Genomic DNA, 16,569 nt, shown 5'->3' on the forward strand with positions numbered 1-16,569 from the left:
AGGCACTTAATAACCTAGCCACTGACCTAAGAATAATGCCCGAAGTCACCACTACTTTTAGCGAGAAAATACCCCATAATTTTGCTGTTCGTATTTATTACGAAGATACCGATGCAGGGGGGATAGTTTATTATGCCAATTATTTAAAATTTTTTGAGCGAGCTAGAACAGAGTGGCTTAGAGAAATAGGTGTCAGCCAAGAAGCATTTTTGCAACAAAAACTAGGCTTTGTGGTCAAAAAAGTCGATATGGAGCATCTTGCGTCAGCTAAACTCGATGATTTAGTGATGGTTCAATCACGCATTATACAGTTGAAACGGGCCAGTTTAGTGTTTCAACAACAAGTCATCAATCATGACCAAAAAGTATTATGTACGGCGACAATACGCATTGCTTGCGTTGATTTAAGTCTACATAAACCCTGTGCTATACCCGAATTAATACTAGGAGCGTTTAAACGTGTCAGCTGAAATCTCTATTTTAGATTTATTTTTAGAAGCAAGCATATTAGTGCAATTTGTTATGTTTATTTTACTTACCTTTTCTGTCGTGTGTTGGGCGATGATTTTTCAACGTCGGAAAATTTTACAGACCGCAGAGAACCAGTTAACAGTATTTGAAGATAAGTTCTGGAGTGGTGCTGATCTAGGTAAACTTTACAGTGAAACCAGTGCCAAACCAGTAATACAAGGCGTTGAGAGTTTATTTGTTGCTGGTTTTAAAGAATTTGCCCGTTTAAGAAGTAGTCATATAGATAACCCACAAGTCATTGTTGATGGTACCAACAGAGCGATGCGCGTTGCCTTATCTCGTGAAATTGATAGTTTAGAAACCCACTTACCTTTTATGGCTACCGTGGGCTCTATTAGCCCTTATATTGGTTTGTTTGGTACGGTATGGGGTATTATGAATTCATTTATTGCCTTGGGCGCAGTAAAACAAGCAACGCTTGCTATGGTTGCCCCAGGTATTGCTGAAGCATTAATCGCCACAGCAATGGGCTTATTTGCCGCTATTCCAGCGGTTATTGCGTTTAACCGTTTTAGTCATAAAGTTGAAAAGCTAGAAAATAGTTACGGTAACTTTATGGATGAATTCTCAAGTATTTTACAACGTCAATCAGCTACTGAGCAATCTACTAAATAGGACGTTATTATGTACCAAAGAGTTAGGCGCCGCAAAGTGGCTGAAATAAATGTTGTTCCTTACATTGATGTCATGTTGGTGTTATTAATTATTTTTATGGTAACCGCACCATTAATAACACAAGGGGTAAAAGTTGATTTACCACAAGCAGAAGCAGAGCCGCTTGATGAGGACAGTAAACCTCCTTTAGTTGCGAGTGTTGACGCACAAGGTCGTTATTACTTAACGGTGGGTGCTAATGATAAAGAGCCAATGTCTGCAACAGAAGTCGCGGTATTAGTTAAAGCACATTTAGCTGTTGAACCTGGAACGCCGGTTGTGGTTAATGGTGATGGCGCGGTATCATACGACGCTGTTATACAGCTGATGGTGTTACTACAAACCGTAGCAGGTGTTCCGTCTGTTGGTTTAATGACAGACTCGGTGGAGAATTAGTGTGACTGAGCAATCTACGGTACCTACTACAGCTACAGCAAGTAAAAAAAACACTGTGCCTTATTCTAAAGCGTTAGGACTAAGTATTGCTTTACATGCGCTTTTAGTCATTGGTTTACTGGCGGGAGACTTTTCTTCCCCGCCTAAACCTAAGCCTACGCCAGCAAAGCAACCAGGTGAGCCGATTAAAGCCGTTGTTATTGATAAGGCAACACTTGATCGCGCAGTTAATAAAATAAAGCAACAAAAAACCGACCAGCTTGATGCAGAAAATAAACGTATTAAAGCCGCTGAAAATCGAGCTGCCGAAGCTAAAAGGCGTCGCGCTAATGAAGAAGCTCGCATTAAAAAACTAGAAAAACAGCGTAAGATAAAAGAGCAAGAAAAAGTTAAAGCAGACGCAGAAGCTAAATCAGCTAAAATTAAAGCCGAAAAAGCCGAAGCAATACGTAAGAAAAAAGAGCAAGAAAAACAAGAAGCTGAAGAAGCCGCTGCCAATGCTAGATCTAAACGCTTACAAGAAGAGGCTGCAGCAAAAGAAGCAGAAGCATTACGTCTGAAAAAAATTGAAGAACGTAAACGAGCTGAAATTGCAGCAAAAGAAAAAGCGGCACAAGATGCTATGTTAGCACAACAAATGGCCGATGAAATGGCGCGTCGTAATCAAGCAAGAACGCAACAGGTTATGACGGAAATAGAGCGTTACTCTGCCTTGATCACCCAAAGTATTAATCAACGTATGATTAAAGACCGCAGTACCATGGCAGGTAAATCGTGTCGGTTAACTATTACATTGGCGCCTTCGGGTTTTGTTATCAATGTTAAGATAGCTCAAGGTGATAAAGTGGTGTGTGATGCTGCGACCATCGCGATTGGTAAAGCCGGTAATTTACCCGTATCGAAAGACCCTGAAGTCTTTAAAGCAATGCGTAAACTGGCGGTAACGGTAATACCAGAATTTTAAAATGACACTTTTAAAGTAATCGTTTTAAGATAACCTTTTTAAAGTAATAACCTTAAAGCCAGAATGTTAAGGTTAGCGTGTTAACCATACAGGCTTTATTTTTACTTACTGCTTATTAACTCGTTTAATCCAAGTAGTTTTTACAAAAAACTACTTAAAGGAAGTACTAAGAACTATGAAATTATTATCAAAAGTTGTGTTAAGTGCCTTTATTGCATTAAGCTCAGCGAACGCAATAGCCGCATTAGAAATTGTTATTACAGGTGGCGTAGATAGCGCTAGACCCATAGCCATTGTTCCTTTTCAATGGCAGGGGGTAGGCGAACGTCCAGAGTCGTTATCTAAAGTTATCAGTGATGATTTACTACGCAGCGGAAAATTCAGCCCTATTGCCCAAGATAAATTTCCACAAACACTCTCTGATGCTAAAAATATCGATTACAGTGCTTGGGCAACTTTAGGGGCAGAGGCAGTAGTTATTGGTAAAATTAGTGAAATTGCGCCGAGTCGATATCAAGTCAGTTATCAACTTGTTGATGTAATACGTGGACAAATTACTGGCGGAGAAACCTCAATGCTCAGTAATGGCGAACTTGTTAACACTAAAGATCATATATTGGCGCAAAGTAGTGCCAATATTGAGCTGAGTCAAACGCGTCGTTATGCGCATAGTATCAGTAATGTTATTTATGAAAAGCTTACCGGCAGTAAAGGCGCTTTTTTAAGTAAAATTGCTTATGTTATTGTGCGGGATCAAGGAACATATCCTTATCAATTGGCTTTTGCCGATTACGATGGTTTTAATGAGCATGTACTGTTAAGTTCAAAAGAACCATTGATGTCGCCATCTTGGCGTCCTAACGGTGAACAATTAGCGTATGTTTCATTTGAAAATCAACAAGCGCAAATTCATACTATTGATATTTATACGGGTGAGAGAAAGCTAATTAGCTCCTTTACCGGCATTAATAGTGCGCCACGTTTCTCGCCTGATGGTAAAAGTATGGCCATGGTATTATCAAAAGATGGTAACCCTGACTTGTATATAATGGATTTAGCAACCAAAGCATTACGTCGTATTACTCGCAATAGAGCCATAGATACTGAACCAAGTTGGACTCCAGATGGTAAATCATTGATATTTAGTTCAGAACGGGGTGGAAAACCACAGCTATATCGCGTAGATTTAGCAAGGGGCAAAGTAAGACGTTTAACCTTTGACGGCGAAATGAACCTAGGAGGTTCGATAACACCTGATGGTAAACAACTGATTATGGTCAACAGAACGGGTGGCCAATATCGTTTAGCTAAACAGGAATTAGCCTCAGGGTTATTTCAAGTGCTAACCGAAACTCGTTTAGATGAGTCACCAAGTGTTTCGCCCAATGGCGGTATGATCATATACAGTACTTTACATAATAATCGACAAGTATTGGGTTTAGTGTCGGTAGATGGTCGATTTAAAGCAAGATTGCCTGCACTTGATGGTCAAGTGAAAGCGCCTGCTTGGTCGCCATTTTTATAATAATAAGATATGAAAAAACAATTGATTTTTAACTTAAAATTTCGAACAAAGGAAAAATAAAATGCGCTTTAATAACATAGTAAAATGCTTAGCAATTGCTTTACCTCTTACCGTTTTATCAGCTTGTAGCTCAAACTCAGATACTGATGAGAACAGCCAAGTAGATACGAATGCTCAAGTGACTCAAAATGCTCAAGAAGCACAAGATAGCGTACAAGTAACAGCTGCAAAACGTGCCGCTGAAATTGAAGAGCAAAAACGCCAAGAATTAGAAAATTTACGCTCTGAACATATTATTTATTTTGATTTTGACGTGTCAAATGTTAACCAACAGTACTCTGCGGTACTAGATGCTCACGCAACATTTTTAAACGCTAATCCAGGTGTCAAAGTATTAGTTGAAGGTCACGCTGATGAACGTGGCACACCTGAGTACAACATTGCGTTAGGTGAACGTCGTGCTAAATCTGTAGTAACCTATTTAGAAAACATGGGTGTTGAAGCTAGCCAATTAACGGTTGTTAGCTATGGCGAAGAAAAACCAATGATTAAAGATCGTAGTGAAGATGCTTTCACTAAAAATCGTCGTGCGGTACTGGTTTACTAGTACGTATTAGTACCTACTAAGATATACCTACTAAGAGGCACTATAGCTAGTAAACTATGTGTCTCTTAGTAGGTAACTACAGTAATTAAATAGGTAACTAAATGAAACTCAAAAAAGTTTTATTTGGCATGATGTTTACAGCTAGCACAGTTAGTGCGTTAGCTGTAGCTAAAGCGCCAGTGATAGATGTTAACGCCAATGCTATTGACTCTGCCGCGTTAACTGAGCAGTTGAACACCTTATCACGTAAGTTAGACTCTCGTAATAAGGCACAAGTTAATATCCAACGTCAATTGGACTCACTACACACAGAAGTTAATGAGCTTCGCGGTGTCACCGAATTACATAGCCACCAATTAAGCGAAGTATTAGCGCGCCAGCGAGAAATTTATCAAGAAATTGATAGACGCGTTAATGAAGTCATTGAGCTAACGGCTAAAACACCTCCCTCAGCTAGCAACATCAATACTGGAGTTAGCGTCGTTGCAGACAGTAGTGTAAGTACGACAAGTTACAGTGATAACCTTACTGAAAACGAAAGCTACGATCGCGCACTGAACTTAGTGTTAAAAGATAAAAGCTATAAGCAAGCCATTATTGAATTTGAAGCCTTTAATAAAAGCTTTCCAGACTCTAGTTATGCACCTAATGCTCATTACTGGTTAGGTCAATTATTGTTTAATCAAGGCGAACTTGACCAAGCTAACCAAGCTTTTGATGTGGTCGTTACTAAACATAAAGCCTCAACTAAGCGTCCTGATGCTTTATTGAAGCTTGCTATGATTGCTCAAAAACAAAATAATAGCCAAAAAGCCATTACTATTTATCAACAACTATTAAAAGAATATCCAGATTCGACCGCGGGGAAACTGGCAAAACCTCGTTTAAGTAGTTTAACGAATTAAGCCACTGATGAATCTGTTGCAATAATCGCCACTTTGTTGTGTATAAAACTAGCGTATTGCTGGGAAAGTATGCGAACAGAAAATAATATTAAAAAAAACAGAGTTTATTGTTGCACTTGAAAAAATTATAAGTATTATATGCCCCGCACTGAAGCAGTAACTCAATGCAACGTCGGCCGTTAGCTCAGTTGGTAGAGCAGTTGGCTTTTAACCAATTTGTCGAAGGTTCAAATCCTTCACGGCCGACCAATTCAAATGTTAAGTATTGACTTACGCTTGAATAGCAAGACTCGTTATCGCAATCGTTTTAGCATAAGGCGTATTGATGAAGGTAATTGAGCAGTAAATTGAATATAGTTCGCTTGAATCGGCCGTTAGCTCAGTTGGTAGAGCAGTTGGCTTTTAACCAATTTGTCGAAGGTTCAAATCCTTCACGGCCGACCAATTCAAGAATATTACAATTTACTCAAATTATGCATTCGGCCGTTAGCTCAGTTGGTAGAGCAGTTGGCTTTTAACCAATTTGTCGAAGGTTCAAATCCTTCACGGCCGACCAATTCAAAACTTTAAGTAATACTTATTGTTTTAATAAAAGTCTCCATAATAACTGTTATTATGATGATAGTTTATTGTAAAAGTTTTTTATATATCAGCTTATTTAGAGTTATTTATAGAATACTATTACCAATAAATAATGGAGCAAGTAAATAGAAAAATAGTTCGCTTGAATCGGCCGTTAGCTCAGTTGGTAGAGCAGTTGGCTTTTAACCAATTTGTCGAAGGTTCAAATCCTTCACGGCCGACCAATTCAACAACACTATTATTTACTTATCATTATCAGGAACGGCCGTTAGCTCAGTTGGTAGAGCAGTTGGCTTTTAACCAATTTGTCGAAGGTTCAAATCCTTCACGGCCGACCACTCCTGATAAAAAATAATCTTTATATCCTATGTAATTCTCTAGAAATAGCCGAGGCTTTTAACCACGAGTCTAGTTATTCGAAGGTTCAAATCCTTCACGGCCGACCACTCCTGATAAAAAATAATCTTTATATCCTATGTAATTCTCTAGAAATAGCCGAGGCTTTTAACCACGAGTCTAGTTATTCGAAGCGTTAAATACTTCGGGTAGATTGCTGATGAAAGTTATTATTTATTGCTCTGTTACACATTAAGTCACCTTAGAAGCCTTAACTTGGTACGTAGCTATAGCTTACTAATAGAGCGCTGCAAGGGTAATCACTTCAATAAAATAGCTATAATTATTTCTACTACACATTAGCATTAGTTTACCTTATAATTGCTAGGTTTTTACGTGTCCTGAATTAGAGAGAATCCATGAGTGTAAGTAATATTGCGGTAGATTTTGATTATCAAATTCCAGCCATGGCAACACCTTTAGCCATTGAAGAGAAGGCACAATATAAAGAAAAAATAAAACAGCTCTTAATTGAAAAAAATGCGGTATTGGTAGCACATTATTATACCGACCCAGAAATTCAAGCGCTTGCTGAAGAAACTGGTGGTTGTGTTGCAGACTCTCTAGAGATGGCTCGTTTTGGTAAGCTACATCCAGCAAAAACGTTAATTGTTGCTGGTGTTAAGTTTATGGGTGAAACCGCTAAAATACTTACACCAGAAAAACGTATCTTAATGCCAGAGCTTGAAGCGACTTGTTCACTAGATTTAGGCTGTCCTATTGAAGAATTTTCCGCTTTTTGTGATGCTCACCCTGATCATACCGTCGTGGTGTATGCCAATACTTCAGCAGCTGTTAAAGCACGCGCTGATTGGGTGGTAACGTCGAGTATCGCGCTAGAAATTGTTGATATGCTTGATGGTGAGGGTAAACCTATTATTTGGGGGCCTGACCGTCATCTAGGTGCCTATATAGAAAAAGAAACTGGTGCCAAAATGCTTATGTGGCAGGGTGCTTGTATTGTACATGATGAATTTAAAGCAAATGCACTACGTGAGTTAAAGCTACAATACCCAGAAGCGGCCGTACTTGTTCACCCAGAATCACCAGCTAACGTTGTGGCCATGGCTGATGCCGTTGGTTCAACTAGCCAGCTAATTCAAGCCAGTCAAGAAATGCCTAATAGCCACTTTATTGTGGCGACCGACAAAGGCATTTTTTATAAAATGGAACAAGCTAATCCAGACAAGACCTTTCTAGCCGCCCCAACGGGCGGTAACGGCGCAACGTGTAAAAGTTGTGCTAGTTGCCCTTGGATGGCAATGAACGGTCTTAAATCGATTCATGATGCTCTTGTAAGCCCAGTGGGTAAAGAAATACACGTTGATGAAAGCTTAATCGCAAAAGCATTAATCCCTTTAAATAGAATGCTTAATTTTGCTGCCGAAAATAAACTAAAAGTAAAAGGTAATGCTTAATATTCGTAGCTTATTTGCTTTTAAAGCACTTTACGAATAAATAAACAGCAATCAGTCCCTTTTTTATCGATTAACTCAAAATAGCCTTGCACCTGCGAGGCTTTTTTTTTACCATAGCGCAGTAAAATCTGGTGAGCTGGCCGAGTGGCTGAAGGCGCACGCCTGGAAAGCGTGTAAAGGTTTATCCCTTTCGAGAGTTCGAATCTCTCGCTCACCGCCATATTGATACGTAAATGGGCACCTCTATTGAGGTGCCCATTTTTGTTTCTGAAATAGTATTAAGTCATTTCATCTTAGCGACTATCACTTCCGTTTTATTTGGTTATTGAGTTTATTTAAGCTCATTGGCTTTTCTGTATTTACCTTGATAGTCAAAAAGTCTGTCTCTAATGCGCCAGTAGTACTTTTGTTTTCTTGCAATGACAAAATCCGGGCATGGTAATATGTTAGCTAGCTGTAATGCTTGTTGTAGATTATTCACTTCAAAGGACTCAGTTGACCCCAGTTGAACACTGATTTTAACGCTAAGGTGTTTAGAGAAGATATCATTGAACGCTTTGACTTGATTCGGCTTAGCAAAGTCAAAAAATTCGTTGAGTTCAGCGCCTTCCTCGTCATGGTAAGTGATTTTTAACTTATCAGTTCCCTTATCACTCACTTTTGTTAAATTAAGACCAGCGCAGCGAATAATTTTTGAATCTTTAAGTTGTAGTGCCTTTTTTAACATATCATCGGGGTCGACTAAGACCTCAAGACACTGTAAACAGTTACGAGCAGCTATATCATTTTCACCACCGCAGTGAGGACATTCTTTAAATACAAAGCGATAGTCACATTGACTCTCGCTAGCTTGCTCTTCATCTGTAGCATCAATCAGACCTTGGCATCGTCGGCCGTAGTGCTCCACTAAATAACCATCATCATCACAAATACCCCAAAATATATTGGGAAATTCACAACTTGGGCAAATAACTTGAACCGGCTGACTTTTACTATTGGGCTTTTTCTCACCGACTTCAGGATGATAGAGATCAAAATCATTGCCTGTATAGTCAATCACCAAGCAATCTTTTTTGTTATCACTCAAACGCAGACCGCGACCGATGATTTGCTGATAGAGACTAACCGATTGTGTTGGACGTAATATTGCAATCATATCGACATGGGGCGCATCAAAACCAGTGGTTAATACTGAAACATTAACCAGGTATTTTATTTCTTTACGTTTGAATGCCTTAATTAACTTATCGCGCTCATTGTTGTCGGTAGCTCCGGTAATTAACGCACTCAATTTGGCAGGTAAATAACTAAATACTTCTTTTGCATGTTCAACGGTAGCGGCAAATACCATAATACCTTGACGTTTATGACCCAACTCAATGACCTGTTCAATAATGCCTTGAGTCACCCGGGGATTTTTGTTTAGTAGATGATTAATATCTGTAGGACTATATTCGCCAGAAGCATTTGTTCGCAGGCTACTAAAGTCATAGTGTTCTATGGTGGCATCGACTACATTGGGCTCGGTTAAATACTGGCGTTTAATTAAATAATTTAGCGGTAGTTCATAAATACAGTGTTCAAAAGGCCGCTTTTCTTCACTTCGCATAAAACCACGATAATGCTTTTTATAAATCCAGCCCATGCCTAAACGATAAGGGGTTGCGGTTAAACCTAGTAATTTTACTTCGGGATTAACTTGCATTAACCTTTCAATGATTTGTTGATATTGATTACTATTGGGTAGCTTGCTTGCTGTTTCTTGTGTTTGCTCTTTTAGTTCCTTTTTAGACAGCTCAGCACTGTCTAAATTAACTCTATGACATTCGTCAATAATAATTAAGGAATAAGGCTCATTGAAATCATCTAGATTGCGGGCCGCCGATTGTATGCTGGCGAATGTAACTTGGTGCTGAGTTTCTTTAAGCTTTAATCCCGCAGAATAAATACCGGCAGTAACACCATAACATTCATATTTTTGATGATTTTGCTCGACCAATTCTTTAACGTGAGTTAGCACGAGTATCTTTCGTTTTGCTAAGCGAGCAAGCTCAGCAATTACCAGACTTTTACCTGAGCCCGTAGGTAAAACAATCACCGCAGATTCGTTGGTTTTTCTAAAGTGTTTGAGCACCGCAGAAACGGCTTCTTGTTGATAATCTCTAAGTTGAAAAACTGCCACGCAGTGCTGCTGCCTTATAGTGAAAGAAAAGCAGTCATAATAGCAAAAGAGTGGATAATTCTAAAATGTTAAGCCAACTTTAAACCTTTATTAGCTTGAGGTGCGTATCATGCCACCCATAACTGCGTATCATGCCACCCATAACAACCTGTCTATATTTCACTCAATGCACTAGACTTACTTTACCTTTTCTTACTTAGCTTGGTGATTGTCATGGCGAAGCCTCGTTCACAACAAATTAGTTTATTGGATACGCCTTATTATCATCTTTGCAGTCGCACGGTACGTAAGGCGTTTTTATGTGGGGTAGATAAGGAGACGGGTGTCAGTTTTGAACACAGGCGTAGCTGGATTGAAAAGCGACTGTTTCAATTATCTCAAGTCTTTGCTATCGATATTTGTGCTCATGCGGTGATGCATAATCATTTACATTTAGTGTTGCATGTGGATAGTGAGCAAGTGAAAAGTTGGTCAATTGATGAAGTATTAATGCGCTGGCATCAGCTATTTAAGGGCACATTACTCACCCAACAATATGCTAAAAAACAAGCCCTTGATAAGTTTCAACTCGCCATGGTTGAAAGCACTGCGAAGGTTTACAAGCAGCGGTTAATTGATATCAGCTGGTTTATGCGCTCACTCAATGAGCCGATAGCACGCCAAGCGAACCGAGAAGATAACTGTACAGGGCACTTTTGGGAAGGGCGCTTTACATCCCAAGCACTGCTTGATGAAGGGGCGTTATTATCGTGTATGGCTTATGTTGATTTAAACCCAGTACGGGCAGCGATTGCGCCGACGCCAGAGCAATCTGATTTCACCAGTATTCAATTACGTATCAAAGCCGCCATTAAAGGCAAGCAACCAGCAAGGTTATTACCCTTTGTTGGTAATGCACATCAAACCCAAGGCAAGGGTATTTGTTTTAGTTTACAAGACTATTTAACACTGGTTGATGAAACAGGGCGAGTACTTAGAGAAGATAAACGCGGCGTAATCAATGCAGAGGTAACTGATATTCTAAGCAGACTTCACCTCAGTGATGAAAGTTGGTTAACCTTGACGACTCACTTTGAAGCTACCTTCACCGGTGCGGTAGGTACTGTCGAGCACTTATGTGAATTTAGTGCGCATGTGGGTCTGCAGCGCACTCATGGTATAGCGAATGCTAAAGCCTGCTTGAATAGCGCATAACTCTCTTTATTAATGTTAGCCAATTTAAGGTTACGTTATCCGTAACAATCTCTCTACGAGTAAAATTCAATAAGTTAGTCAGTTTCGGACAATTTATCGGACAAAAGGCGTTGTTGAGTCAAAACCTCACTCAATAAGCGGTGAACTTGGCAAAATAGACAACAGCAGTGTGTTATTGTGACGAGTTTTTATCATGGGTGGCATATTAATTTTCATATTAATTTTTAATCGGACAAAAGGCGTTGTTGAGTCAAAACCTCACTCAATAAGCGGTGAACTTGGCAAAATAGACAACAGCAGTGTGTTATTGTGACGAGTTTTTATCATGGGTGGCATATTAATTTTATTTATCATGGGTGGCATATTAATTTTGCATATTAATTTTTTTAATTTTTCTATACGCTTGCATAACGATCTTATATTGGCGTGTTGCATAATATACCAATATAAGTCGTTAAACTGCGAACTGATAAGGTCAGTAGGGCTTAATACAATAAGATTTTTACGCCAATTAAGATTAACGTTACCCCACCTAAAAACTCCGCTTTACTCTCTAGCCAAGTGCCAGTTTTAGCGCCAATAAATACGCCTAACCAACTAAATAAAAAAGTGATACTACCAATGATGCCACAAGCAATAAATGGGTTTACATCTAAAACGGTTAAGGAAAATCCAGCAGCCATAGCGTCAATACTTGTAGCAATGGCAAGTATTAACATAACTCGATGAGTTATTTTGCTAATCACTTCTTCTACATTGTCAGAGAAAGACTCGTAAATCATTTTAATGCCTATCAGTAGCAGCAATAAAAAGGCGAACCATGAAGCATAAGACTCAATCCAGCCTAAAACACCTTTACCGCCAAGGTAACCAATTAATGGCATCACCCCCTGAAAGAGTCCAAAATAGACGGCTGACATTAAGCTAAGGTGTAAAATCCTACTGTTGTGTTTTGCACCTAGGCCAATGGATACAGCAAAAGCATCCATACTTAGTGCTATTGCTAAAATTAATACTTCTATCATACATAACTCTCTATTGACTGATTTTTATTTTAAGTAACTCTTTAAGACAGCGATGACTTGCTCTATCTCTTGTGTACGCTGCTCTGGTGAAATATCTTCTACGCCAAGATGCTCTCGTAAATGACTTTCCAAAACCTCCTTCATTAAACCGTTTACAGCTCCTTTAATCGCTGCGATCTGTTGAAGTACTTTCATGCAGTCAGGCTCAGCTTCAAGTGACGCTTCTAATGCGATTGACTGGCCTTTTATTCGACGTACACGACTTAGTAGTTTTTTTTTGTCTGCGATGGTATGAGACATTTTTATTCCCTTAATATTTATTGGTAGTATACTGGGGTATAGTATATTTCCGGGGCGATATACTAGGGCGCATTATACTTATTTTATAAACGCAATACCATATAGACAAACATATCACTTGAGGTAGGGGTTACCATGTATAACGAGAATAATATTCAGTGGGATCATTCACATGATTTCGCTATAGATAACCAAGGTAATAAAAGCAAAGTAAAAATTGTTTTTTGGTTAACCACGGTGATCATGATACTAGAAATTACCGCAGGAACTTGGTCAGGCTCTATGGCGCTACTGGCTGATGGTTGGCATATGGGTACACATTCTGCGGCGTTTTTGATCACGATTTTTGCTTATTCTTATGCGAAAAAAAATGCCAATAACAAAGACTTTAGTTTTGGTACCGGGAAAGTCAATTACTTAGGTGGTTTTGCTAGTGCTATCGCTTTGGCCATTATTGCCTTAATGATGGCGTTAGAGTCAGTCCATCGCTTAATGGTCCCTCAAGCTATCTATTTTAATGAGGCTATTGCTGTCGCTATTATCGGGCTTGTTGTTAATATAGTGTCCGTTTTTGTTTTACATGATGATCATCACCATCATCATCATCATGAAGGTCATGAACACCACCATGATGAGCATCACCATGATCATAATTTAAAGGCTGCTTATTTTCATGTATTAGCCGATACACTCACATCATTACTTGCCATTGTCGCGCTATTAGCGGGTAAGTACTTTGGTTGGATATGGATGGATGCGTTAATGGGCATTGTTGGGGCTGTGGTTATCCTGCGCTGGTCTTATGGTTTACTTAAAGAGTCAAGTCGAGTATTACTTGATAAGTCAGTCGATACCGCCAGCTTAACTAAGGCTATTAATGCCATTAGCGTTGAAAATGAAACCATCATTCGCGACATTCACCTTTGGCAGGTTGCTTCTGGGCATCAAGTAATGATTCTATCAATAGCGGCTAAAAAGCCACTTGAGCCTAGTTACTATAAACAGTTAGTTCAACAACACTTACCCAATTTATCCCATATTACTATTGAAGTAATACCTGTTTAGTTAATTAAGTGAGCTATGTTATGTGAAGGCACAACGAGTCAATATAAGGCTTTGTACAGCGACAGCCGCAGGTGTTTGTGTAGTACTTGCCTAGTGGCTGTCACTGTTGCTCTCACCCTTAGAATGAAGAGCGGGCGAGCTGTACTCAGCTTTTATTAAAAAGTTGTTGTAGCATCGTTAAATTAATCGGTTTAAGTAGCGAATTGCTCGCACCAAACCCGTCTAAATCTTGAGAAAATATTTTATGATCACTCACTATAGTAATCATGGCATCGGGGCTTTTAACTTTCAGCTCTGTACTTAACTCAAGACCATTACCATCAGGTAAATTCATATCAACTAACATATATTGCCAGTTAGTATCCATAGTAATAATACATTGGGCTTGCTTAACATTGTGCGCTATTTGCACTTTTTTACCTAGGTTGTTAAGTAATAATGCGGTAACTTCTGCTGCCTCAATATCATCTTCAATAAGTAACACACGTTCAGCGGCGTTGTTATCAATATGCTTCTTATTAGCGGTACTATTATTTACGGTAATGTTATTAGGATTGTTATCTGCTTGTGCTGTTGCTTTAGTTATTGACCGAAAGCTTTGCGTGATAGCTGGGCGATTAATTAACTGCTTTGTAAGCTTTTGGTGTAACTCATGCTTATCTATAGGCTTAGCAACAACCTCATTGAAACCTAAATCGTAAAGCTCTTTTTGTACGCCTTGCATCGTTGCTGCGGTTATCGCAATAATGGGGGTGGTAATATTCATCGTTCTTAATTTCGATATAGCTTTTTTGCCATCTAACACCGGCATATGAATATCCATTAATACCACATCATAGGGGGTGTCAGATTGATAAGCAGACACTATTTTAGTGATAGCTTGCTGACCATTATTACCATAACTCACATCAAGACCAAAAGATCGACAGGTGTAACCGATTAAGCGTCTAATATCATCAATATCATCAACAATGAGAACTTTCCCCGTTAACTTACTGAGTACTTGAGTGTTTAATTTGTAGTCACTAGGCTTAAAGCTAAAGTTTTTTTGTTCTATATTATCGAGTTGTCCTGGGTCGATAGAGACAATAAATGTACTACCCACAGCTAAGGTTGATTCAACAGTAATAGAGCCACCCATATACTTGATTAGCTCACTACAAATAGATAAGCCCAACCCTGTCCCTTGCTCGCTTCGAGAGACTATATCTTGAACTTGTTCAAAGGGTTTAAAAATGGTTGATAATAAGGTGTCAGGGATACCTACACCGGTATCAGTAATCGAGAAATACAGTAAAGTTTTATCACTGGGACTATCTAAGTAAACGTCAATACTAACAGAACCTTGGTTAGTAAATTTTATCGCATTATCAATAATATTTATCAGTATTTGGCGTAACCTAAGTGTGTCTGCGGTAATTTGAACCGGTAATACAGAACGTGCGCTTAAGTGTAAGCTAAGGCCTTTATTTTGTGCGGCCATCGACATAAGCGTATAGACATCAGTAATAAAACGCTCCAGAGAGAAGGTTTTGTTGTTAAGCTCAAATTTTCCTGCAGCAATTTTAGACAAGTCGAGTACGTTATTAAGTAGTCCCAATAAGTGATTACCGTTGTTTAATATAGTGGTTAATTCGGGCTGTATTTTTTTGTTGTTATCATCACTAAGTAGTAACTCAGTGTAACCAAGTATTGAAGTCAGTGGTGTCCGTAACTCATGACTTAAATGTGCTAAAAATTTATCTTTAGAGCGACTTGTTGTTTCAGCTTTTATTCGCTCTAGACGTTTATTTTCAATATCTTTTCTGGCTAACGCGTAACGAATAGAGCGGTTAAAGAGAGTACTAGTTAGCTCAGATTTTACTAAGTAATCAACAGCACCGGCATCAAGTGCGCTATTATCTACTGCGGTATTTGTTTGTCCCGTTAGCATAATAATAGGTACAGTGCAGCCACCATTACTGGCTTGTTTAAGTACAGCTAAACCGTTTAAACCACCTAATTGATAGCCTAATAAACAAATATTATGGGTATTTGTTTTTAACAAGGTTAATGCTTCATTTGAATTATCAACCCAGTCAATCGCAAAGTGGTGATTAGGCATTTGCTGAAGATAGTCGCAAGTCAGAATATAATCATCTTCGTTATCTTCAACCAATAATATACGGGTAATTAATTTAGCCATAGCTTGCCTACTCATTGTTACGGTTTATGTGTGTGGATTTTTAAAATAAAGTTATGCCATCAAAGAAAGCGCCCATGCGCCAAGCACTATAATCGTTAAGCCAATTATGGTTTTGGTTTTATGTTGACTTATTATACGTTCAGCTTGATTACCTGCGTAATACACCACAATGGCCAAACCAAAATAACGAATAGAACGAGAAATAGCCGAGGCGATTAAGAATAACGTCAGTGAGTATTTGGTTGCACCCGCAGCAAGCATGGCGATTTGAAAAGGAATAGGCACAATACCTAGCGTGATCACAAACCAAAACCCTTGTTCGTGCATTTTTTGTTTAACATTTTCAAATTGTTCAGCGCTAAAAAAGTTGTTAATAACCCAATTACCCACGGTCTCAAATAAATAATAACCTAAGGCATAACCCAATAATGCACCCAGAATACAGCCTACTGTCGCCATTAGCGCAATAAGCCATAACTTTTCACGGCGTGCTTGCATTAAAGGGACTAATATCGCCTCTAAAGGAATGGGTACTATGGTGGATTCTAAAAATGATGCGATCGTAATGCCACTAAGCATATGTTTTGATTTTATAAACTGGCGTGTTTTTTGTTTTAGTTTGTGTTGAATGACCATTGAG

The 16,569-nt window shown here is 38.9% G+C and carries 15 protein-coding genes and 6 tRNA genes; 16 read left to right on the forward strand and 5 right to left on the reverse strand.

Going from position 1 to position 16,569, the window contains the following annotated elements:
- The first annotated feature begins 35 nt into the window (after positions 1-35).
- The 14 genes from ybgC (at position 36) to FCS21_RS03925 (ending at position 8,198) form a co-directional block, all read left to right on the forward strand.
- Positions 36-470, forward strand: coding sequence for a tol-pal system-associated acyl-CoA thioesterase (ybgC, locus tag FCS21_RS03860; RefSeq protein WP_138620677.1), 435 nt, complete (start codon positions 36-38; stop codon positions 468-470).
- Positions 460-1,146, forward strand: a complete 687-nt coding sequence (tolQ, locus tag FCS21_RS03865) for a protein TolQ (protein ID WP_138620678.1) — start codon at positions 460-462, stop codon at positions 1,144-1,146. Before ybgC ends, tolQ begins: the two co-directional genes overlap by 11 nt.
- 9 nt (positions 1,147-1,155) lie before the next feature.
- Positions 1,156-1,581, forward strand: coding sequence for a protein TolR (gene tolR / locus FCS21_RS03870; protein ID WP_138620679.1), 426 nt, complete (start codon positions 1,156-1,158; stop codon positions 1,579-1,581).
- Position 1,582: 1 nt separating this feature from the next.
- Positions 1,583-2,545 (forward strand): cell envelope integrity protein TolA, encoded by a 963-nt coding sequence (tolA, locus tag FCS21_RS03875; RefSeq protein WP_246046984.1) that lies wholly within the window; start codon positions 1,583-1,585, stop codon positions 2,543-2,545.
- A gap of 175 nt (positions 2,546-2,720) precedes the next feature.
- On the forward strand, positions 2,721-4,070 hold the full coding sequence (gene tolB, locus FCS21_RS03880; protein WP_138620680.1) for a Tol-Pal system beta propeller repeat protein TolB: 1,350 nt from the start codon (positions 2,721-2,723) through the stop codon (positions 4,068-4,070).
- A gap of 61 nt (positions 4,071-4,131) precedes the next feature.
- Entirely contained in the window at positions 4,132-4,677 is a 546-nt protein-coding gene (gene pal / locus FCS21_RS03885) for a peptidoglycan-associated lipoprotein Pal (RefSeq protein WP_138620681.1), read from the forward strand.
- Between the two features lie 101 nt (positions 4,678-4,778).
- Complete coding sequence (gene ybgF / locus FCS21_RS03890; protein WP_138620682.1) at positions 4,779-5,582, forward strand: tol-pal system protein YbgF; 804 nt, start codon at positions 4,779-4,781, stop codon at positions 5,580-5,582.
- Positions 5,583-5,755: 173 nt separating this feature from the next.
- Positions 5,756-5,831, forward strand: a tRNA-Lys gene (locus FCS21_RS03895).
- A gap of 119 nt (positions 5,832-5,950) precedes the next feature.
- Positions 5,951-6,026 (forward strand) — tRNA-Lys (locus FCS21_RS03900).
- 36 nt (positions 6,027-6,062) lie between these two features.
- Positions 6,063-6,138, forward strand: a tRNA-Lys gene (locus FCS21_RS03905).
- Between the two features lie 174 nt (positions 6,139-6,312).
- Positions 6,313-6,388 (forward strand) — tRNA-Lys (locus FCS21_RS03910).
- Between the two features lie 38 nt (positions 6,389-6,426).
- Positions 6,427-6,502, forward strand: a tRNA-Lys gene (locus FCS21_RS03915).
- Positions 6,503-6,919: 417 nt separating this feature from the next.
- The gene (gene nadA / locus FCS21_RS03920; protein ID WP_138620683.1) at positions 6,920-7,978 is read left to right on the forward strand and encodes a quinolinate synthase NadA; all 1,059 of its coding nucleotides are present in this window, start codon (positions 6,920-6,922) and stop codon (positions 7,976-7,978) included.
- A 130-nt stretch (positions 7,979-8,108) separates the two neighbouring features.
- Positions 8,109-8,198, forward strand: a tRNA-Ser gene (locus FCS21_RS03925).
- A 111-nt stretch (positions 8,199-8,309) separates the two neighbouring features.
- On the opposite strand, the gene radD is transcribed toward FCS21_RS03925, so the two are convergent.
- Entirely contained in the window at positions 8,310-10,160 is a 1,851-nt protein-coding gene (radD, locus tag FCS21_RS03930; protein WP_138620684.1) for a DNA repair helicase RadD, read from the reverse strand.
- Positions 10,161-10,373: 213 nt separating this feature from the next.
- On the opposite strand from radD, the gene FCS21_RS03935 reads away from it, so the two are divergent.
- The gene (locus FCS21_RS03935; protein WP_138620685.1) at positions 10,374-11,354 is read left to right on the forward strand and encodes a transposase; all 981 of its coding nucleotides are present in this window, start codon (positions 10,374-10,376) and stop codon (positions 11,352-11,354) included.
- 485 nt (positions 11,355-11,839) lie between these two features.
- On the opposite strand, the gene FCS21_RS03940 is transcribed toward FCS21_RS03935, so the two are convergent.
- Positions 11,840-12,379 carry a manganese efflux pump MntP gene (locus FCS21_RS03940; protein WP_138620686.1) on the reverse strand — a complete coding sequence of 180 codons (540 nt, stop codon included), beginning with the start codon at positions 12,377-12,379 and terminating at the stop codon, positions 11,840-11,842.
- Between the two features lie 24 nt (positions 12,380-12,403).
- Positions 12,404-12,679: a metal/formaldehyde-sensitive transcriptional repressor gene (locus FCS21_RS03945; protein ID WP_138620687.1), complete on the reverse strand. Its 276-nt coding sequence runs from the start codon at positions 12,677-12,679 to the stop codon at positions 12,404-12,406.
- A gap of 135 nt (positions 12,680-12,814) precedes the next feature.
- Here FCS21_RS03945 and dmeF point away from each other — a divergent pair, with 135 nt between their 5' ends.
- Complete coding sequence (gene dmeF, locus FCS21_RS03950) at positions 12,815-13,744, forward strand: CDF family Co(II)/Ni(II) efflux transporter DmeF (protein ID WP_138620688.1); 930 nt, start codon at positions 12,815-12,817, stop codon at positions 13,742-13,744.
- A gap of 145 nt (positions 13,745-13,889) precedes the next feature.
- Here dmeF and FCS21_RS03955 read toward each other — a convergent pair whose 3' ends face one another.
- Positions 13,890-15,929 carry a response regulator gene (locus FCS21_RS03955; RefSeq protein WP_171035626.1) on the reverse strand — a complete coding sequence of 680 codons (2,040 nt, stop codon included), beginning with the start codon at positions 15,927-15,929 and terminating at the stop codon, positions 13,890-13,892.
- 51 nt (positions 15,930-15,980) lie between these two features.
- Entirely contained in the window at positions 15,981-16,565 is a 585-nt protein-coding gene (locus tag FCS21_RS03960; protein ID WP_138620690.1) for a YqaA family protein, read from the reverse strand.
- Positions 16,566-16,569 lie beyond the last annotated feature (4 nt).

The organism is Colwellia ponticola (genome assembly GCF_005885605.1).
GTDB classification, from domain to species: domain Bacteria; phylum Pseudomonadota; class Gammaproteobacteria; order Enterobacterales; family Alteromonadaceae; genus Colwellia; species Colwellia ponticola.